Source organism: Wolbachia endosymbiont (group A) of Conops quadrifasciatus, assembly GCF_964027015.1.
Taxonomy (GTDB): domain Bacteria; phylum Pseudomonadota; class Alphaproteobacteria; order Rickettsiales; family Anaplasmataceae; genus Wolbachia.
This window is the reverse complement of the sequence record NZ_OZ034722.1, coordinates 572,174-591,494: the sequence shown is the minus strand read 5'-3', so window position 1 is coordinate 591,494 and position 19,321 is coordinate 572,174. Positions and strand designations below refer to the sequence as shown.

The 19,321-nt window shown below is 35.1% G+C and carries 20 protein-coding genes and 4 pseudogenes; 17 read left to right on the top strand and 7 right to left on the bottom strand.

All coding sequences use genetic code 11. From position 1 onward, the window contains the following. The first annotated feature begins 38 nt into the window (after positions 1-38). Complete coding sequence (locus AAGD69_RS03125; protein WP_341812164.1) at positions 39-395, top strand: hypothetical protein; 357 nt, start codon at positions 39-41, stop codon at positions 393-395. A gap of 331 nt (positions 396-726) precedes the next feature. Here AAGD69_RS03125 and AAGD69_RS03120 read toward each other — a convergent pair whose 3' ends face one another. Continuing rightward, complete coding sequence (locus tag AAGD69_RS03120) at positions 727-1,470, bottom strand: helix-turn-helix transcriptional regulator (protein WP_341812163.1); 744 nt, start codon at positions 1,468-1,470, stop codon at positions 727-729. Positions 1,471-1,718: 248 nt separating this feature from the next. Here AAGD69_RS03120 and ligA point away from each other — a divergent pair. Further along, positions 1,719-3,663, top strand: a pseudogene (ligA, locus tag AAGD69_RS03115) (NAD-dependent DNA ligase LigA). Between the two features lie 548 nt (positions 3,664-4,211). After that, positions 4,212-5,120: an Rpn family recombination-promoting nuclease/putative transposase gene (locus AAGD69_RS03110; protein WP_341812569.1), complete on the top strand. Its 909-nt coding sequence runs from the start codon at positions 4,212-4,214 to the stop codon at positions 5,118-5,120. A gap of 2 nt (positions 5,121-5,122) precedes the next feature. On the opposite strand, the gene AAGD69_RS03105 is transcribed toward AAGD69_RS03110, so the two are convergent. The 5 genes and pseudogenes from AAGD69_RS03105 to AAGD69_RS03095 all read right to left on the bottom strand — a co-directional run bounded on the left by AAGD69_RS03105 (position 5,123) and on the right by AAGD69_RS03095 (position 9,111). Continuing rightward, a complete protein-coding gene (locus tag AAGD69_RS03105; RefSeq protein ID WP_341812568.1) occupies positions 5,123-7,318 on the bottom strand; it encodes an ankyrin repeat domain-containing protein in 2,196 nt (731 codons plus the stop codon). A gap of 39 nt (positions 7,319-7,357) precedes the next feature. Continuing rightward, positions 7,358-7,429 (bottom strand): annotated as a pseudogene (locus tag AAGD69_RS06975) (ankyrin repeat domain-containing protein); the annotation flags it as partial. Further along, a complete protein-coding gene (locus AAGD69_RS06970) occupies positions 7,414-7,656 on the bottom strand; it encodes an ankyrin repeat domain-containing protein (RefSeq protein ID WP_410529870.1) in 243 nt (80 codons plus the stop codon). The gene AAGD69_RS06970 and the pseudogene AAGD69_RS06975, both read right to left, overlap by 16 nt. Positions 7,657-7,664: 8 nt before the next feature. After that, positions 7,665-8,489, bottom strand: coding sequence for a tetratricopeptide repeat protein (locus AAGD69_RS03100; RefSeq protein ID WP_341812567.1), 825 nt, complete (start codon positions 8,487-8,489; stop codon positions 7,665-7,667). A 31-nt stretch (positions 8,490-8,520) separates the two neighbouring features. Next, positions 8,521-9,111: an ankyrin repeat domain-containing protein gene (locus AAGD69_RS03095; RefSeq protein ID WP_341812566.1), complete on the bottom strand. Its 591-nt coding sequence runs from the start codon at positions 9,109-9,111 to the stop codon at positions 8,521-8,523. Between the two features lie 155 nt (positions 9,112-9,266). Here AAGD69_RS03095 and AAGD69_RS03090 point away from each other — a divergent pair, with 155 nt between their 5' ends. From AAGD69_RS03090 to AAGD69_RS03050, 9 genes and pseudogenes are all read left to right on the top strand, one after another. Further along, complete coding sequence (locus AAGD69_RS03090; protein ID WP_410529819.1) at positions 9,267-10,079, top strand: transposase family protein; 813 nt, start codon at positions 9,267-9,269, stop codon at positions 10,077-10,079. 43 nt (positions 10,080-10,122) lie between these two features. Further along, positions 10,123-10,287, top strand: a complete 165-nt coding sequence (locus AAGD69_RS03085) for a hypothetical protein (protein ID WP_341812565.1) — start codon at positions 10,123-10,125, stop codon at positions 10,285-10,287. 13 nt (positions 10,288-10,300) lie between these two features. Next, positions 10,301-12,562 (top strand): phage tail tape measure protein, encoded by a 2,262-nt coding sequence (locus AAGD69_RS03080; RefSeq protein WP_341812564.1) that lies wholly within the window; start codon positions 10,301-10,303, stop codon positions 12,560-12,562. A gap of 68 nt (positions 12,563-12,630) precedes the next feature. Next, entirely contained in the window at positions 12,631-12,909 is a 279-nt protein-coding gene (locus tag AAGD69_RS03075) for a phage tail protein (protein WP_341812563.1), read from the top strand. Further along, the gene (locus tag AAGD69_RS03070; RefSeq protein WP_265035152.1) at positions 12,906-13,115 is read left to right on the top strand and encodes a tail protein X; all 210 of its coding nucleotides are present in this window, start codon (positions 12,906-12,908) and stop codon (positions 13,113-13,115) included. Before AAGD69_RS03075 ends, AAGD69_RS03070 begins: the two co-directional genes overlap by 4 nt. A gap of 1 nt (position 13,116) precedes the next feature. After that, positions 13,117-13,851 (top strand): phage tail protein, encoded by a 735-nt coding sequence (locus AAGD69_RS03065; protein ID WP_341812562.1) that lies wholly within the window; start codon positions 13,117-13,119, stop codon positions 13,849-13,851. Continuing rightward, entirely contained in the window at positions 13,796-14,062 is a 267-nt protein-coding gene (locus AAGD69_RS03060; RefSeq protein ID WP_341812561.1) for a hypothetical protein, read from the top strand. Before AAGD69_RS03065 ends, AAGD69_RS03060 begins: the two co-directional genes overlap by 56 nt. Positions 14,063-14,111: 49 nt before the next feature. After that, the gene (locus AAGD69_RS03055) at positions 14,112-14,615 is read left to right on the top strand and encodes an ankyrin repeat domain-containing protein (protein ID WP_341812634.1); all 504 of its coding nucleotides are present in this window, start codon (positions 14,112-14,114) and stop codon (positions 14,613-14,615) included. Between the two features lie 58 nt (positions 14,616-14,673). Next, positions 14,674-14,889, top strand: a pseudogene (locus AAGD69_RS03050) (hypothetical protein). On the opposite strand, the gene AAGD69_RS03045 reads toward AAGD69_RS03050, so the two are convergent. After that, the gene (locus AAGD69_RS03045) at positions 14,890-15,393 is read right to left on the bottom strand and encodes a phospholipase D family protein (RefSeq protein ID WP_341812560.1); all 504 of its coding nucleotides are present in this window, start codon (positions 15,391-15,393) and stop codon (positions 14,890-14,892) included. Between AAGD69_RS03045 and AAGD69_RS03040 the strand changes: the two are divergent. From AAGD69_RS03040 to AAGD69_RS03020, 5 genes and pseudogenes are all read left to right on the top strand, one after another. Continuing rightward, positions 15,392-16,312: pseudogene (locus AAGD69_RS03040) on the top strand (patatin-like phospholipase family protein). The gene AAGD69_RS03045 and the pseudogene AAGD69_RS03040 sit on opposite strands and share 2 nt — an antisense overlap. A 146-nt stretch (positions 16,313-16,458) precedes the next feature. Further along, on the top strand, positions 16,459-16,953 hold the full coding sequence (locus AAGD69_RS03035) for a hypothetical protein (protein ID WP_341812559.1): 495 nt from the start codon (positions 16,459-16,461) through the stop codon (positions 16,951-16,953). A 61-nt stretch (positions 16,954-17,014) separates the two neighbouring features. Further along, positions 17,015-17,317 (top strand): DNA adenine methylase, encoded by a 303-nt coding sequence (locus AAGD69_RS03030; protein ID WP_341812558.1) that lies wholly within the window; start codon positions 17,015-17,017, stop codon positions 17,315-17,317. A gap of 655 nt (positions 17,318-17,972) precedes the next feature. Next, positions 17,973-18,746, top strand: coding sequence for an ankyrin repeat domain-containing protein (locus tag AAGD69_RS03025; RefSeq protein WP_341812165.1), 774 nt, complete (start codon positions 17,973-17,975; stop codon positions 18,744-18,746). Positions 18,747-18,786: 40 nt separating this feature from the next. After that, positions 18,787-19,143: a hypothetical protein gene (locus AAGD69_RS03020; RefSeq protein WP_341812164.1), complete on the top strand. Its 357-nt coding sequence runs from the start codon at positions 18,787-18,789 to the stop codon at positions 19,141-19,143. Positions 19,144-19,321 lie beyond the last annotated feature (178 nt).

Genomic DNA, 19,321 nt, shown 5'->3' with positions numbered 1-19,321 from the left:
TTGTTTCTGCTTCATGGAATCATTTTAGAGTAGAGAAGATGTCCTACGAGCAAATCGTTATATACGGTATAATATTAATTATTGCTATTAAAATATTTCTCTTTTTCAGAAGAATATACAAAAATCTCGTCAGAAAGGCTCCATTGAGAGAGAGTGAAAAGAAAACAGAATATAACTTTGAGAATCACGACATCCGGGTTTATAAAGAGAATCCGGAAATAGTTGCTATTGCAAAACCAGTGGGCAAATGGACAAAAATGGCTATACTCAATAATGAATTGATGCAGCGTTTGGCTCAATTGATAGCGGAAGAAGGCGATGAGAAGGGATACTGGCAGCTATTTGTGAAAGCTCAAGCTTCAACCCATGGTAAGTATAAGGGAAGGGGAAGATAGCTCCGTTTGGTAGATCATACAACTTGTTTCTCTTTCGCTGCTGAAGTTAGTATACCCTTTTTATTCTTTATAAACAGCTTTGCACAACAGCCAACATTTGTGCAAAGGTATTCGTTAACCACTTTCTATCAATGACTTTATTTTATCTAAATCACACTCCTTGCTTGAAACTTCTTTTTATAACTGAGGTTCACAAAATAACGTATCGCTCTATAGATACACCTTTTATAGCTCTTATTATTTTTCGTAGTTTTTCCACTCTTAGCTCCTAAATATAAAAACTATGCATAAAAAAAATATTATATATAAATATCTATAAAGGTATATCTTTTTATTTTAGGTTTTCCTCGCTGATTTTTACTATCTCAGACACAAATGTGCACAATGAATCCTTTAATCTTTGATCACCAATTTTTTGATATTCTTGCATTATACTCAATATCTTGTTTTCTCCTTGACCATCCTCATCTTCACAATAGGTTTCATCTTTTGATGTAGGCAGTAGAACTCCATAATGTAATGATAATCCTCCTGCTATTTTAGGTACTGTTTTGAACGATATGTCCCCTTCCTCATATCTTTGTATTTGTGAATTTGTTAATCCGGTCCTATCTGCTAACTCTGTCTGTGGATAACCTCTTGCAAACCGCCAATCTTTTGCCTTATGCGCCATTTGGTAACTTATAGGTCTTATCTCTGTTGTAACCTTTCTAATTTGAATCCCCTCTGACACACATCTGGTTAATGCGCACACCGCATCACGAACTTTTTGGTCCTTAATTCTTTTTAGGTTTTGCACTAAATCAAAAGCCTTCTTGTCTTCACTGTTAATACAATTTATTGGCTTCGGGAAGAAATATTCAACATCACGCGGTGATTTTTGTGCTATCCTTTCGAGCGTTTCAGGTAGAATGTTGTGTATCCCTCGCTCATACTTTCCTATTAGTGACTTTGCTACACCAGTTTTTTCTGCGAAATCCGCTTGAGAGCAATTTAGCTCTAGCCTAACATCTTTGACCTTTTGAATTATATGGTAGCATAAAGAATCAGGATCTATCTTCTTTTCGGTACTCATGTTTTTATTCAATTGCAGTACAAATATATATACCCTTTTATAAAATTTTATTAAAGATAAAACGTTTTTTAGCTAGCCAAGCGGCAAAGTTAAATACTTTTCTGTTTTTATTTAAATATTATATCTTTAATAAAAAACACTAGCAAAGCGGGAATTCTGTTTGTAAAATACCACGAAAGTGAGTGCGCAAGTTAATAATTGATTTACAATTGTCGCTATATACTGAAACAGTGGTTGAGGTAAAAATTATGACTGAAAATACATTAAAACTACAAGAAGAAATAAAGCGTCACAATGAGTTGTACTATCGGGAAAATATATCAGAAATAACCGATGCAGAGTACGATGAACTGGTAAAAAAAGTAGATATTCAAACCGTTGGTACTGCGCCTGATAGAAGATTTTTAGAGGTGGAACATATTGTACCAATGCTCTCGTTGGACAAGGCTCATGGACGAGATGAAGTTGAAGAGTTTCTTGCTAGGGTTAAAAAACTTCTGAATGTGCATGAGTTGGAAATCATATGTGAGCCAAAAATTGATGGATTGTCGTTTTCTGCAATTTATGAGGATGGTATGTTCATTAAGGGTTTAACTCGAGGTGATGGCCATTACGGTGAAGATGTAACAAAAAATGTTGCAACTATAGCAGGATTGCCTAAAGTTTTACCTGATGTAAAGGGCAGATTAGAGGTCAGAGGAGAAGTCTATATAAGAAATGACGACTTTTTAAAATTAAATGAGAACAATGGATTTTCAAATCCACGCAACACAGCGTCAGGTTCATTAAGGCAATTGGATCCAAAGGTTACCGCTAGTAGGCCACTTAGGTATTTCGCATATTCTTTAATTGGTGGAACAGAAAATACCCAGTCTGAAGTATTAAATACGCTGAAAAAGCTTGGATTCTGTGTAAATGAGCATCAATGCTTAGCAAAGAATGTGGACGAAATGCTGGGGTTTTATAACAGAATCTATAATGACCGTTATAGTTTAGGGTATGATATTGACGGAGTTGTCTTGAAGGTAAATAATTTAACATTACAAAGTCGTCTTGGGAATACCAACAAGGCTCCAAAATGGGCAATAGCACACAAGTTTCCAGCAGCTCAAGGAAAAACTAAGATAGTTAAAATATTAATACAAGTAGGCAAAACGGGTAAATTTAATCCGATTGCAAAAGTAGTTCCAATAAATATAGGTGGGGTACTCATTAGCAGGGCAAATCTGTATAATAAAGATGAAATTAAGCGTAAAGATATAAGGGAAGGAGACGTAGTGGTAGTAGCTCGAGCTGGCGATATTATTCCTAAGATTGTGGCAGTAGACAAAAACGCTCGTTCTCGAAGAGCACCAAAGTTTGTTTTTCCTGATATTTGCCCGGAATGTGGCAGTAGAGTTGATGACTGGGAAGCTACGATTAGATGTACCGGAGAAAACGTTTGCCCAGCACAACAAATAGGAAAGTTAAAACATTTTGTGGAAGTTCTTGACATTAAAGGTTTTGGTGATAGACAAGTGGAGTTCTTTTATGACCTTGGTTTGATAAGGAAAATATCTGACATTTTTGCTCTCGAAGAAAAACTCAAAAACTTCAACTTAAGTGAGCTAAATGGATGGGCTGAGAAATCCGTATCTAATCTATTGAATTCTCTCAATAGCAGAAAAACTATAACTCTTGAAAAATTCATATCTTCTTTGGCAATCAGGTTTGTCGGACCGAGTGTAGCAAAAATAATAGCCAAACACTATACATCCTATGAGAGTTGGTATGAGGCTATGGTTCAATTATCCTATGACAGCAAAGCTCCTGATAAATTAATGAGCATAAACGGTGTGGGCGAAAATACTACATATTCCTTGGAGGAATTTTTCTCTGAAGAGGATAATATTGAAATGGTAAATGACCTTGCTGCTCAGTTAAATATTCTGCCTGTGGTTGCTAATACTAGCAATTCCATTTTTAATGGCAAAACAGTAGTTTTTACTGGAAAACTTTCAAAAATGGAAAGAAATGAAGCGCAAGCACTAATGGAATCTTTAGGCGGAATTGTGAGTATCAAGTGTATCAAATAAAACGGACTTCTTGGTTGTCGGCGAAAAACCTGGGTCAAAGTGCAAAAAAGCTGTGGAACTGGGTGTTAAAATTTTAACTGAGGAGGAATGGAATAAACTAATCCTGGGAGAAGAATAAACGCTATTGTTTCCTATACCTTCTCTATCACTGAAAGCCTCAAATCAACAAGTAGCAATTTTCTTTTCGGTAGTACAGGGATTGCAGTTCAACTGCGAGAAAAATGTACATAAAAAAGAGGCTTACAGCAGATGCCCAAAACTCTACAACAATCCGTTTTGTCGAAAGCTGTTGCCTGTAATGGTAATATAACTTGATACCCACGCTATTAAAGCTAAATTCTTGGTCATAAGCTTCAGATGGTTTACCAAGGTGGTGATGTCGCTGTAGATTCGTATTTTTACACACCAAAAAGCGTATCTTTGATGTCTCCTACAGCTCCAAATTCATGATATCCATTTATTGGTCTTTTAAGGCGCTTTACAGAAGGGTTGGTAAAAGATCTACAAAAGGACGTCTAAAGCAGAGAATGCCATTCTAAGCCCACCTCTGAAGGTCATTTTTTTCTCGAAGCTTAAAAAAACAAGATTTAGTAAACCCAATATAAAAACGTTGAATATTTCTTCAGAATTGTGTATAATTATTAATGCTTTTTAACTTACTTTCTCATGGCTCTCTCTAAATTTCTCAATGTGCGAAATGATTATGCATTTAAGAGAATATTTGGTACTGAAAAGAACAAAGACATTCTTATTCACTTTCTTAATGATATATTAGATCTTACTGATGACAACCAGATTAAAGATGTCTCCTTTCTCAGTCCCATTCAAGACCCTGTTATTGCCTCTCAAAAGCAAAGTATTGTTGATGTTCTCTGTGTTGATTCTACAGGGGTCAAAACCATAATTGAGATGCAAGTCGCTAAAACAAGAGGTTTTGAAAAACGTGCCCAATACTACGCTGCCAAAGCTTATTCAAGTCAAGCTGATGTAGGTGACCAGTATCATGACCTTAAAGGGGTTATCTTTATTGCTATTGCTGATTTTATCCTATTTCCTAATAAGCTGGCTTATAAGTCTGATCACGTGACTTTTGATAAGATGACCTTTGAACATGATCTCAAAGACTTTAGTTTCACTTTCATAGAGCTACCAAAGTTTAACAAAACAAAAGAAGATCAATTAGAAAATATTGTTGAAAAATGGATCTATTTTTTTAAGCACGCAGATGAAACGAGCGAAGAGGATCTAAAAAAAATAATAGGTAGTGATGTAATTATTGGTAGGGCTTATGATGAGTTAAACCAATATAATTGGAGTAAAGAAGAACGTCTTGCATATGATCAAGCTAAGAAACGTACCGATGATTATTTATCTACCCTTGAAGAAAAACTTAATGAAGGCATCCTAATCGGACATGAAAAAGGCAGAGCGGAAGGCAGAGAAGAGGGGGAAAAACAGGCTAAAATAGCAGTGGCTAAAAACCTACTTAAAGCTGGCGTATCTATCGACTTGATAGCTGAATCTACTGGTCTTCCTCAAGCTGAAATTGCACAACTCAAAGAAGAAATATCCTGAAATTACAGCGATTTTTGTAATTTGTTATCCACTGTTGGATTATTTAAACAGGTTTTAGGTTTATCATCTGTTTTTCCTGGCAACTGACTCTCTGACCGGCTAATGTTAACAAGGGAAACAGCAGAAAGTATAGAATTAATTGTTCCTTTAACCAGCTGTTCTAATAAAGGCTTGCGTGTTTGCTCTGCTTTTTCAACTTCACGTTTTGAACCTATGAAAGGAATAAATTTAGTTGCTTGTACTATCTCTTCTGCATTCTTACTATTTTTCAAACTATCAAGATATTCCCTAGCTGTCATGCTCACTTCTTTTTTATCTAGGTGATCTTGGAATTTTTCACTGCTTAAATTCATATCAGCATTGATGAGTAACGGTACACTACCTTCCACATTAATTTTAGTTCCAAAGTCATATAGTTGTAGTCTGTTGACCATTGACTTAATAGGACCAAATTTCTCATCCTGCTTCGCCAGAAGTTGACGTTCTGTTTTGATTTCTTTTGCTAAAATTTGCTTATTTTCATCAAACAGTAGGTTATTAGCTTTATTAACATCAAAGTGTTCAACAAGGAAGCCTTTTTCTTCTACTTTATAGCTAGCAAACTTCATCGCTTCTTCTATAACTTGCATGAGCTGATCAATGCTTTTTAAACCAGAAACAAATGCTGTATTACTATCAAAGTAGGCATAATTATCACCTGTTCTGTAAATCGCAACAACGTGATTACTTGTTACTAAATGAATAGCAAAATCACCTTTAATTCCAGCTATATAACTTGATAAATCATCAAGTGTTTTGTAGCCCTGAGTCTGAATTAAGTTTGAAGGTAGACTATTCGTAGCATAATCTAACTGCCTTTCAAAGTTGTTAAGTAATTTACTAAATGCAAAAACTTCCCTTTCTTCCCTTTTAGATATCTGCTTACCCTGTGCTATACGCTCATAAATTTCAGATGAAGTTTCTAAATTACTTAAAAATGATTTTTTACTCTGTAATAATAAAGCTTGAGATAAGCCACGAGTAATAACAATACACTTACCATCAATTTTAACATTTCTCACTTTAAAAGAAGGCAAATATAGACCTTGTTTTATTGATTCAATTGATGCGTTTTGAAAATTATTTGATACAAATTCTGATAAATGCAAATATGTTTCCTCTTGCTCTTGAAAAAACTGTATTGAATATCTGCTTTCTTGTTTTTGCGATTGTTCTTTTTCTACCTCTTCTATTTTTTTACAGAGTAACTCTATGATACTTGAATGAAATTGACTTCTGGCAAGGTTGACTGGCTTCGTACCATCCTTAGCTTCAACATGAATATCAGCTCCTCTGTCAACGAGCACCTTTACAACCTCTAAATTGCCCCAATAAGCAGCGTAGTGTAATGGTGTCCAACCATCTCTACCAGCATAATCAATACTGACTCCTTTATCTATAAAGAACTCTACAATATCTTTCTTTCCAAATGCAGCAGCGTTATGTATAGGCTCGTTACCAGAAATATTTTTATCATGCATATTAGCTCCCTTATCAACGAGCAATTTTACAACCTCTAAATGACCACGTATGGTAGCAATGCGTAAAGGTATAAAACCACGGCTACGGTCATTAACATCATCACCTCTACTTATAAAGTACTTTACTGCTTCTAAATCACCCTTCTCAGCAGCACTATGTAAAGAAGTATAAGAGAGAATATATACAATCCTTGTATATCCCTTTTCTCTAGCAATATCTAAAGGTGTTTTACCACTATTGCTCTTAGCATGAACACGAGCCCCTTTCTTTATCAGAAACTCTGCAACCTCTAATTGACCATTTCGCGTTGCATAGTGTAGAGGTGTCTCACCATTTTTATTTGTATCATCAACACTTACCCCCTTTAGGAGCAACTCTACAATTTTTTGATCATTACCCGCAGCAGCAAGATGTATAGGTCTTTCACGGTAGATATTTTCAGCATCAATATTAGCCCTTTTATCTATCAGAAGCTTCACAACTTCAAAATAACCCTTCCATGCAGCATAATGTAGCGGTGTCCAACCATCTCTATTAGCTTCATTAACATTGGCACCTTCATGTATAAAGTGTTTTACTGCTTCCAAATCGCCATCTTTAGCAGCATCATGTAGAGAAGTATATGTAGGACTTTTCCTTTCTGTATTCCGACCATCTAATATATCTATAATCTCCATTTGTCCATTAGCTCTGGCAATATCTAAAGGTATTTTACCATCATTATTTCTAGCATTAATATTAGCGCACCTCTCTATAAGAAACTTTACAATCTCTAAGTTACCAGATCCAGCAGCACAATGTAAAGGTGTCCAACCATTCCATTACTTAGGAGAAACTCTATAACCCTTTGATGACCTTCCATAGTAGCAACATGTATAGGTTTTGTGCCATAGGTATTTTCTGCATGGATATTTGCTCTTTTATCCGCTAAAAACTTCACAGCCTCTGAATGACCTTTCCATGCAGCGTAATATAATGGTGTACGACCTTCTTTATCAGTCTCGTCAACACTTATACCTTTATTTAGGAAAACTCTATGACATCTATATGACCTTCAATTGCAGCTACATGTATAGGCTTTTTGCCAGCAGTAGTATTATCTTCTGCATGAGTGTTAGCTCCTCTACTAAATAAAAACTCTACAACTTCTAATTCACCTTCTGATGCAGCACAGTGCAGCGGTGTCCAACCATCTTCATTAGTATCATTGACATCGGCACCTTTACTTATAAGGTACTCTACTGCTTCTAAATCACCATCTTTAGCAGCATTACGCAAAGAAGTATGGCTTTCTATACTCATTTTCTTTCTTTGTATTATTTCGATGCTACTGCTAGTCAATAAAGTAACAGGATGATCAGAACCTAATTTAGCCTCTTGAGTATTAAACACTTCTTGAAGAATTCTTAAAGCTTTACTGTATTTACCTTGATCACTAAGCACTACTGCCATGTTATAGCGAGTCATTAAAGTATCTGGATGGTCAGGACCTAAAACATCTATTCTTTTTTGAATATCAAATACTTTCTGATAGGTGTTCAAAGCCTTACGGTATTTACCCTGGTCGGCAAGCACTCCTGCCATATTATAACGAGTACTTAAAGTATCTGGATGATCAGGACCCAAAACATCTATTCTCTTTTGAATATTAAGTATTTCCTGATAGATGTTCAAAGCCTCACTGTATTTACCTTGGTTTTCAAGCACTCCTGCCATATTATAACGAGTACTTAAAGTATCTGGATGATTAGGGCCTAAAACATCTATTCTTTTTTGAATATCAAATACTTCCTGATAGATTTTTAAAGCCTCACTGTAGTTACCTTGATCATCAAGTACTCTTGCCATATTATGATGAGTACTTAAAGTATCGTGATGATTAGGGCCTAAACAACTTCTTGAATATCAAATGCTTCTTGATAGGTTTGCCCCAAGCCTTATTATATTTGCCTTCTTCTTTAAACATCTCAGCCACACTAAATGCCAGATATCCAACTATTTCTCCATGTCCCTCTTCTCTCGCATAGTCCGAAGGTGTTTGACCATGGTTGTCTTGTGCGTTAACGTTAGCTCCTTTATTTATTAGAAGCTTCAGAATTTCTATATGATTTTTTTTAGCAGCCCAATGCAATGCTGTCATACCATTATTGTTTTTCTCTTCAACATTTGCACCATAATCCAATAATATCCGTGCTGCACTTACGTAACTACTTTCAGCAGTCCACATCAATGGTGTATCGCCTTCAGTATCCTTAGCATCAATATACGGGCTTATATTTCCCTGTATTTTTTTGATTTTATCGAGAACTAATTTTACTACTTCCCCATTATCACTATGAACCGCTGAATGTAATACAGTATGGTGACTGTTTTTTGCCAATATATTGGCTCCCATACGAAGACATCTTTCAATCTTTAAAAGACTGCCTTGCTCTACAGCATTGAATAATTCCTGGTCAACTCTTCTCATAAACCCTCCAGTAATACCTTTACACTGTTATGTAAATTTCAGTATAAGTAACATAAGACCTGCTGCAAAAGGTGATTGAAAAAATAATGTGAGAGAAGTAGAAGAAGAATAAGCAGATTGAGTAAGGTAAAAAAATGAGCTTTAGTTACTATAACATGAAGAAACACCCAAGAAACTTTCGTAATATAACAGGTTTAACTATAGAGGAGTTCGAAAAGGTAGTGGAAAAAGTGAGGTCTGGGTGGGAAAGACTTGAAAAACAGAAAAAGTGCCATGGTAGAAGATCACAACTACCAACTCTAAAAGATAAGTTATTTTGCGTAATTTTGTACTATCGCACTTACATAACACATAGATTTTTAGGGTGCCTGTTCAATGTGCACAACGCAAATGTATGTAGGTTACTGAAGAAAATAGAGCCATTACTTGCCAAAAAAGTTACTATAACAAAAGATAGAAGTATGACACCAGAAAAAATACTGAAGATTCTGGCTGATGTTACAGAACAGCAAATACAGAGACCAGAAGATAGTAAAAAACGGAAGAAATCATATTCAGGAAAAAAAAGAACCAACACTATGAAAACTGAGATTGTTATCGAAGAAGGTGGAAGAATTTTATCAGTGTCAAATTCATATCGTGGTAGAATTAATGATTTTCGCATAAGGAAACAAGAAAAATATTTACCAATCGATAGCATAAAATATGCCGATTCTGGATATCAAGGTTGGCAAAAATTGCAAAGCAATGTTATAATTCCATATAAAAAGTATCGTAAAAAGCCATTAACTCCAGAGCAGAAAGAGCATAATAGAAGATTAGCATCATTTAGAATGAGAGTAGAAAATAAGATCCGTGAGATAAAGATATTTAAGATTATGTCTCATGTTTACCGCAATTTTCAGAAAAAATACAACCTGAGGTTCAATATTATTGCTGGTATTGTGAATCTTAAGCACGCCTTTTAGTTAACCTTGATTTTAGTCACCCTCCTTTCCTTCTTTTTATTGCTTGATTCTCAGCAGGTCTAATGTTTTAAAACTTAGTTCAATAACAGGAAGTGGAATTGAGCAGATTATTAATATGGGTATAAAAGAATTTCTAAAATGGTTAGAAGTAAGTAAAGGAGTAACAAATAATGCTTTCAATAAAGATAGGTGCTGCATTAGATGGTAGCTTTAATAGCGCAATGGTAGGTAGTACAGCTAAGCTTTCTAAGCTGGGTGATAGTATAAGGCAGCTTGATTCGTCAACGAAATCAATCTCTAAATTTAAGCAATTAAATCATGATGCCCTTGAAGCCATGAAGAATTGGAAGGAAGCGGAGAAGAAAGCGAAAGAATCAGCTACAGCAATTGCTAAAGAGAAGAAGGAAAAAAAAGAACCAAGCAAAGCACTGAAAAATGAATTTGAAAAATTGAAAGCATCGGCATCAAAGGCAAAAGAGGCTTATATTAAAAAGAGAGATGCACTTCACACATTAAATGAAGAAGTAAGGAAAAGTGGAAAAGATATTAAATCCTTAGTAAGGGATCAAACTAAACTTGGTTCATCTATTGAAGTACTAAAAGGGAAATACAGTAAACTAGGATCTGTAATACAAAAACAGCAAAATGCCTTAGCAAAAAAAGCGCATTATAGATCACAAGTAATGGAGACTATAGGACTAGGGCTTTCACTTGCAGCGCCAATTAAAGTTGCGATTGACTTTGAAAGTGCTATGGCTGATGTGAAGAAGGTAGTGAGATTTGCTGAGAATGATGCAGCTCATAACCAAGGAGCCGCAGAATTTGGTCAGACATTAAAGGAATTATCCCGTACAATACCATTATCTGCTGCAGAGTTAGCACAAATAGCTGCAAGTGGTGGACAACTTGGTGTTCCAAAAGAAGATCTAATAGGATTCACAACAACAGTAGCTAAAATGTCCACAGCATTTGATATGTTTGCAGAAGAAGCAGGTGATTCTATAGCTAAGCTTGCCAATGTTTATGGGATTAAAGTAGCAGGTATGGAAAGAGTAGGTAATATTATAAACCACCTTTCAGATAATAGTGCTGCTAAAGCAGGAGATATGGTTAAAGCATTAGCTATAGTTGGTGGTAGTGCAAAACAGTTTGGCCTTGATATTAAGGAAACAAGTAGTTTAGTAAATGCCTTTATTAGTTTAGGCAAACAACCGGCAAAAGCTGCTACTGCAATAAATGCTCTACTTAGCAAACTTCAGACCGCTGAGGGACAGAGCAAAGAGTTCAAAGCAGCATTGGAAGACATGGGAATAACTGCTGAAGAGATGACACAAAGGATTAGCGAAAATGGCCAAGACGCACTACTTTATTTTTTTGAAACTCTGGAGAAAGTAGATAAGCAGGAACGTTCTCAAATCCTCCTCAAGCTATTTGGTCAAGAATATCAAGATGATATTGCATTATTAGTCGGAAGCTTAAAGAATTATAAAGATGCCATAAATCATTTAGCTGACGAGAAAAAATTTGAAAAGTCCATGCAAGAAGAGTTTAACAATCGTGCAGCAACTACAGCAAATAATTTACAACTACTGAGGAATGCAATAGCAGAAGTAGGAATGAATCTGGGCTCAGTAATGCTACCTCCTTTAAAGTGGATAAGTAATATTCTAAGAGAGATAACTAACCCCATAGCTTGGTTTGCAGAAAAATTTCCAGTTATTACTACAGGAATAATGAGCATAATTTCAGCTCTTATTATTGGTAAGATTGCAGTAGTAGGTTTTGGTTATGCATTTGCATTAGTTGGAGGTGGAATACTAACTTTTAAGGCTATTTTGCATGGAACACTTTTGCCAGTATTAACTTCATTATCAGCACGAGTAATTCCAGCAGTAATTATGGGACTGAAAGCTTTAACGCTAGCCATGGTTACTAATCCTATAGGAGCTGCTGTTGCTGGACTATCAGTTGGTGCAGCGCTTGTAATCGCTAATTGGCAAAAGGTGAAGGACTTTTTTTCTAGCATCTGGAAATCAATTGTAAAACCTATAGGAGAATTTTTCAATTGGATTGGTATAGGAAAATTGTTTAATGATAGCCCGCTAAAAGCATTTGAGACACCATTAGAAACAAAAATTGGCAAGGTAGTTACTGAAAGTAATGTTTTGAGTAATGGAAACCCTTTATTGAATAATAAAGAAATTTCTGAAAGCGGAAAGAGTATTATTGGAAATACTAAAATCGGTAGCGTTATTGAGGAAAAAAGTTCTGTAGCAGATGACTTAGAGAAAGTTTTAAAAGACTGTGAAAAATACAAGTGTAAACAAAAAGAATCAAAAATTTTCAATCAAACTTTCACATTTAATATAAGTATTAAAGCAGAGCCAAATCAAGATGTTCGTAGCCTTGCAGATGAAGTAATAAAAAGGATAAGAGAAAAGTCACGAGATGTTATGTTTGATACGATAGATCCCATTTACTGATGCTATCCCTTGGTCCATATAAAATTTTTCCAACAAGCTTAAAATATAGCAAGGAAAAGCGTTGGAGTGTGGTTGAGTGTATTGGTAAGCAATTACTACAGAATATTGGCCAAGGGGCAGAAAATGTAGATTTAGAAGGAGTAATTTATCTTCATAACGGGTTAGATCAGTTAAAGAATATAAAAGAAGCAGAAGAAAATCAGATGCCTCACACTTTAGTTGATAGCATGGGAAATGTTTTAGGACAATTTGTAATCACTCGCTTTGAAGAAAAGAAAACGTCGTTTTTTCCTTGTGGATCGCCGAAAAAAGTTGAATTTAATTTAAGTCTAAGGCGTTATTCATGACTATATATTACTCGACAAAAGAGAATGACATGTTGGACTATATTTGTTGGAAGCACTATGGATTTACTTCAGGAGCAGTAGAAATAGTATTAGAAGAAAACCCTGGACTTGCAGAACATGGAAGTTTTTTACCGGCAGGACTAAAAATTAAATTGCCTGTAATAGAAAAACCTCTACAAAAGTCAACTTTAAAGGTTTGGGAATAAAATGCAACCAGACTTTGTCATTAAAGGGTATGAATTAACAAAAGACCGCTTAGTGTCAATGCATATTACTGATGAATCAGGGACTATAGAAGATGTAGTTGAAATATGTGTCGATTACAGGGATGATAACATAAAAGTTCTAAAAGAGTTAAAGATTGCTTTGGGATATAGAGAAACAGGAGTACTACCCATAGGTGTATATACAGTTAATGAAGTTACGGTGCAAAGTCCACCAAAAACCTTGATGATCAAAGGTCATGCAACAAATTTGATGATCTCACTAAAGGAAAAAGTATCTAGGGAATGGCATCAGATTACACTAGGTGATTTAGTCAAAGAAATAGCAAATAAACATGGGTATGGGTACAAAGTTGCTGAAGAATTTAAAGATATATTGATACCACACATTGATCAGACTGAAGAAAGTGATATAAATTTGTTAACTAGAATAGCTATAGAGCGCGAAGCTATGGCAAAACTGGCAGGAGGATATATATTGTTTATTCCAAAAGGTGCAGCAAAATCAGCAACAGGAAAAGCTTTAGGAACAACGACCATTAGACCTCAAGATACAATCAATTGGAAAGTGCATTTTACTGTACGTGATAAATATAATTCAGTGATAGCAAAATGGCATAGCTATGAGAAGGGAGAACCAATATCAGAAACAGTAGGCAGCGGTGAACCAAGGTTACCCTATACAAACAATTTACCCAAATGCAGAATCAGCAATTAGTGCAGCAAATGCCAAATTTAAACAACTACAGCGTAATAATGAGACTTTAGAAATGACAATACCAGGTAATCCAAAGTTATTTGCAGAGGCAAAACTTAATCTTGTAGGGTTCAATCAAGATATAGATGGTGAATGGGTAATTGATAGAGCAGAACATACTTTAAATAGTTCGGGATATCGTACTGCATTATCAGCATCTTTGAGTAAGTGAAATCCATGTTAAAAGAAAATAAGTAAATTGCTGATTTAATGTGAAAAAAATGCTAAATATGAGCAAAAAGTCCAAGAAACAAGCTACATTGTGGTTTATAGTAGCAATAGTGTGTATTGTTATTACGTATTACTATCAAAAATCTAAGGCTGCTGAGGAGTATCAGAAAATGTTGGAAGTAGCAGTTAAGAACTGTGACTTAGAAACTATGAAATCATTAGTAAAAAAAAGTAGAGATGATTCAAGTGTTAGTAAGGAAGTATTATATTATGCCGCAGAGAAAGGGTGCTTAGAAATTGTCACATTTCTGTTAGATGCAGGAGTAGATATAAATACTAGTTTAGCACTACTTGGTGCCGCTGACGGTGGCCAATTGGAGGTTGTGAAACTTTTGCTAAAGAGAGGAGCTAACCCTCATGTTGAAGGCTGGAAAAAAAGAACTGCAAAAACTATAGCAATGAAGAGGGCATCTTATAGTGGAAATAAGAAGTCTTATAGAGAAATCGTAGACCTACTTGCTGAGGCGGAAAAACAGTATAAGCCAGAACAATAAACCGTACGTACAATGCGTAATACAAACTTTCAATAACTATTTATAACAAATTAACATTATGCAGAACCAAAAAATCCCATTAGCAGTAATTATCACCATGGTAGTACAGACCGTAGCAACAATTTGATGGCTCGCCAAGCTAGATTTACGGGTTCACATGCATGATAAATTCATAAAACAGAACAACGGATTAACTGTTACGGTATATCGTCTGGAAGAACGGGTAAAAAATCTTTCTGAGGAACTTGACGAATTCAAAGCCAGCTCAAAGTAGTTATTCTGGTGCATAAGGCTTAGATTGCGATTGACGATTTTTCCAATTTTCAACGTATTGTTCAACTAACGGAAGATCTCCTGTTATAATCAATAGATTTTCAATATTTCTTGATTCAGCCACATATGTAAAGTTAAAAGATCCGGTTATTACTTTGCTATTATCAATAATAATTATTTTATTATGAGCAATAGCTGGTTTAAAATCAATCCAAGTCTGAATACCTTGCTCAAATAATATATTGATGACACTATATTTGGAACGAGTCTGTGACTTATCGAGGATTACTTTAATATCAACACCACGTTCTTTAGCCTGGATCAAGGACTGAGCAATTGGTTTAGAAGTAAACTCATACGCTTGAACTAGCACAGATTTATGAGAACTATCTATAGCATTAATTATTTGATCAGTACAATTTTCTCTAGGTGTAAAACAGACTGTAGTTTTTGGACAATGAACACACCCTGATAAAAGCAATAAAACTAATAAATATCTAACCATGGCAAAATACATCCTTTCAGTTGACGGCGGAGGCATAAGAGAAATAATTCCTGCCATTATTCTCGCAGAAATAGAGCAAAGGACAAGAAAACCGATAGCTGAAATCTTTGATCTTATGGCAAGAACCTCAACCGGTGGGATTGTTGTAGCTGGATTGTGTAAGAAAGATGAACGGGGAAATCCCCAATATTCAGCCAATGATTTGGTTGAGCTCTATCGGGAATATGGGTCATATATTTTCAAGTCTTCGTTTTTTAGACAATCAATACTATCTTGGTTTAACTGCGCACAATACCCATACGAAAACATCGAATCAGTACTGGATAAGTATTTTGGTGAGGATATTCTCAAAAACACTTTAGGTAAGGTGTTGATTACAAGTTACGATATTCACAATAATTTTCCATTTTTCTTCAAAAGCTGGAAAGAAGACAGAAATTTTCTCAAATTAAAAGACGCACTCAGAGCTACAACAGCAGCCCCAACATACTTTGCACCTAAGTATTTAGAAGTTAGCCAAACAGAAAGAGTGTTAGTAGATGGAGGAGTTTTTGCCAATAACCCAGCGGCTTGTGCATATGCAAATAGCAAAAAACTTTTCCCGAATGAAGAAATCGTTCTGGTGTCAATTGGCACTGGTAGACTATCTAACCCAATAAAGTAAAGGAAATTAGGGAAAATAGCATGGATAAAGCCTCTGTTAAATGTGATGTTTGCGTCGAGCCTTGATGTAGTGAATTACCAGCTAGGTAACGTAATGGACGACAGATACGTAAGAATACAATCACAACTGACAATAGCGTCGGCTGAGATGGATAATGTAACACCTAAAAATATTAAATGTCTGCAGCAGGAGGCAAATGCAATGATAGAAGGTAATCAAAAAGTAATCGATAAATTTTGCGATATCGTATCTTAATTTACATAAAAATGCCAAACAAACTAAAAAAATTATACCACAAAGCAAAGAAAGGTTTAAAAAACATAGTTTCGCCCAAAAAACATAAAACTGTGACTAAGGGTTAAGAAGCTAAGCCAAAACCTTCCATAGAGCAACCTCTAAAGATGATGGAGAAAACCTCTAAAGCAGAAAATGTCAAAAAAGATAAAAAAGGAATAAAAGAAAAAATAAAAAGCTTAAAAACAAAGAAAGCAAAACCCGTAGAAAAAGAGCTAAAAAGAGGCAACGTGTTCAAAAAAGGCTTCAAAAAGCTAAAAGGGAAAATAAAAAAATTAAACCCAATAAAGGTTAAGAAAAATAAGATAATCGGGAGCAAGAAGTTAGCATTTTTACTAACATCTGCTACAATCGTGGCAATTTTACCAACATTCAGCCTAGCTCCTCTGCCAGCACTAGCAATAACTTCTGCATGTGTTTTCAGTATTAACTTTATTGCAGTAAAAACGTTAAAGAAATTTATCAAACAACGCAAATTAGCAGCAGAATCTAAAGAGGCAGAAGCTAAAACTGTAGCTGAACCAAACAAGCCAGAAGAAGAAATTCAAGATGTATCGATTCAGCAAGTAGCGGAAAATTCTAAACAAAATTCCAGAGAATAGATTGGCAACTTCTAATGCAGACATATTTTCAGTGTAGCAAATAAAGAAAAGGAAACAAATTTTGCTTGTAAAGTCTCCTCTTCGTTACCCTGGCGGTAAGAGTCGCGCCGTTTCTCAAATTATTAATAAATATATTCCAAAAGGGTTATCTACGCTTTGCTCTCCCTTTATAGGTGGAGGATCAATAGAGCTAACATTAGCCAGCAGAGGAACAAAAGTTTATGGCTATGACGCTTTTCAACCATTAGTAAGATTTTGGCAGGTGCTTTTAGAAGATGCTTCTTACCTTGCAGAGGTAGTGCGGAAATACCAAAATATGACATCTACCATACTTACAAAAAACATTTTTCACCTTGAAAGATAGAGTTGAAATTGCTGCAGCATTTTTTGCATTAAATCGCTCATCTTTCAGCGGTACAACATTGTCGGGCGGTATGTCTCCAGACGTTTTACACTAAGTTCAATAGAAAGATTGGCAAAATTCTCAATTAAAAATCTTACTGTGGATTTAGCTGACTTTAAAAAAAGTATTCCTAAACACGCAAATATATTGTGATCCTCCTTATTTAATTGATCAAAAACTATACGGAAGAAGAGGTTGACCATGAAGAAACTTTTGTCGACTCGCGATGTTATCGTATAATGATTGTGAGGAAATACGGGATATGTATACAGAACATCACATCATTGAACCCAAATGGAGTTATGGAATGGGCAACTCAAAAAAATCAAATGAGATTTTAATCTTGAGTAAAGACTATAGCAAGTTTCAGTATCGCGGTCAAAAAATCAGTAAGTAAAGAAAATTCAGAGCAAATTTCCAAATAATAGATTTCTATATTAATAGATTTGCTTAAATATCTCTCTATTTCTATTTAAATATTATATATTTAATAAAAAACACTAGCAAAGCGGGAATTTTATTCGTAAAATAATCCAAAAGTGAGTGCAAAAGTTAATAATTTAAAAATGTTTGTCGCTGCATACTTGAATACAAACACATTTTTTGTGGGGTTGTTATGACAATAGAAAAGATGTTAAAAAAGGCTGCAAAGGAAATTTATCACCTCAGACATCCTAGTATTCTTTCTTTATTAGTTCGTGCAGCCTTCAAAGAGATTATCAATAGTAGATTTGGTACTAAAATTTTACATTTCTCTGCAAAACGCGATCTTTACAACTTATTTCTATTCCTTGTGGAATATGATGCTAACGTTGATGCCGTAAATAAAAAGGGCAATACAGTATTACACGTTGCCTCTCAATATGAATCCACAGCAATAGCAGAGGTTGCTGTAGTTATGAGCAAAAATGTTAATGCTCAGAATATCGATGGCGACACTCCTTTGCATTATTCAATAAAGTATAAGCACCTTGATGTTATGCAAAAGTTGTTACAATGCGGTGCAGATATCAATTGCCAGAATCGTCTCGGTGAATCTCCTCTTCACATGGCTGTAAAATATGCTGACACAGTAACGTTGGGATTGCTGATCAAAGGGGACGCTTTTCTTGAAATTAAAAATATAGAAGGAAGTACCCCTCTTCACCTTGCAGTTTCATTGAATAAAAAAGATCATGTGGAGCTTTTATTGCAAAATAGAGCAGATATTAACGCAATCGGAAGAGATAGTTGTACTCCTCTGCACCTTGCTGTTATGAAAGGCAATAAAGAAATTGTCGAGTTATTATTAGATAGGAAGGCAAACGCTCATCTGAAATGTTTTTATAACTCTGAAGAAGGTTATACAGTACTGGAAAACGCTGTAGCAAATCGAAAAAAAAAATTGTAGCATTGTTTCTGCTTCATGGAATCATTTTAGAGTAGAGAAGATGTCCTACGAGCAAATCGTTATATACGGTATAATATTAATTATTGCTATTAAAATATTTCTCTTTTTCAGAAGAATATACAAAAATCTCGTCAGAAAGGCTCCATTGAGAGAGAGTGAAAAGAAAACAGAATATAACTTTGAGAATCACGACATCCGGGTTTATAAAGAGAATCCGGAAATAGTTGCTATTGCAAAACCAGTGGGCAAATGGACAAAAATGGCTATACTCAATAATGAATTGATGCAGCGTTTGGCTCAATTGATAGCGGAAGAAGGCGATGAGAAGGGATACTGGCAGCTATTTGTGAAAGCTCAAGCTTCAACCCATGGTAAGTATAAGGGAAGGGGAAGATAGCTCCGTTTGGTAGATCATACAACTTGTTTCTCTTTCGCTGCTGAAGTTAGTATACCCTTTTTATTCTTTATAAACAGCTTTGCACAACAGCCAACATTTGTGCAAAGGTATTCGTTAACCACTTTCTATCAATGACTTTATTTTATCTAAATCACACTCCTTGCTTGAAACTTCTTTT

Bases quoted from the DNA above. Each gene is read 5' to 3' on its own strand.
- AAGD69_RS03055 (WP_341812634.1), top strand. From the start codon at position 14,112: ATGCTAAATATGAGCAAAAAGTCCAAGAAACAAGCTACATTGTGGTTT.
- AAGD69_RS03095 (WP_341812566.1), bottom strand. From the start codon at position 9,111: ATGAGAAGAGTTGACCAGGAATTATTCAATGCTGTAGAGCAAGGCAGT.
- AAGD69_RS03090 (WP_410529819.1), top strand. From the start codon at position 9,267: ATGAAGAAACACCCAAGAAACTTTCGTAATATAACAGGTTTAACTATA.
- AAGD69_RS03025 (WP_341812165.1), top strand. From the start codon at position 17,973: ATGACAATAGAAAAGATGTTAAAAAAGGCTGCAAAGGAAATTTATCAC.
- AAGD69_RS03080 (WP_341812564.1), top strand. From the start codon at position 10,301: ATGGTAGGTAGTACAGCTAAGCTTTCTAAGCTGGGTGATAGTATAAGG.
- AAGD69_RS03065 (WP_341812562.1), top strand. From the start codon at position 13,117: ATGCAACCAGACTTTGTCATTAAAGGGTATGAATTAACAAAAGACCGC.
- AAGD69_RS03100 (WP_341812567.1), bottom strand. From the start codon at position 8,489: ATGGCAAGAGTACTTGATGATCAAGGTAACTACAGTGAGGCTTTAAAA.
- AAGD69_RS03105 (WP_341812568.1), bottom strand. From the start codon at position 7,318: ATGGAGATTATAGATATATTAGATGGTCGGAATACAGAAAGGAAAAGT.
- AAGD69_RS03020 (WP_341812164.1), top strand. From the start codon at position 18,787: ATGTCCTACGAGCAAATCGTTATATACGGTATAATATTAATTATTGCT.
- AAGD69_RS03045 (WP_341812560.1), bottom strand. From the start codon at position 15,393: ATGGTTAGATATTTATTAGTTTTATTGCTTTTATCAGGGTGTGTTCAT.
- AAGD69_RS03125 (WP_341812164.1), top strand. From the start codon at position 39: ATGTCCTACGAGCAAATCGTTATATACGGTATAATATTAATTATTGCT.
- AAGD69_RS03120 (WP_341812163.1), bottom strand. From the start codon at position 1,470: ATGAGTACCGAAAAGAAGATAGATCCTGATTCTTTATGCTACCATATA.
- AAGD69_RS03110 (WP_341812569.1), top strand. From the start codon at position 4,212: ATGGCTCTCTCTAAATTTCTCAATGTGCGAAATGATTATGCATTTAAG.
- AAGD69_RS03070 (WP_265035152.1), top strand. From the start codon at position 12,906: ATGACTATATATTACTCGACAAAAGAGAATGACATGTTGGACTATATT.
- AAGD69_RS03035 (WP_341812559.1), top strand. From the start codon at position 16,459: ATGATGGAGAAAACCTCTAAAGCAGAAAATGTCAAAAAAGATAAAAAA.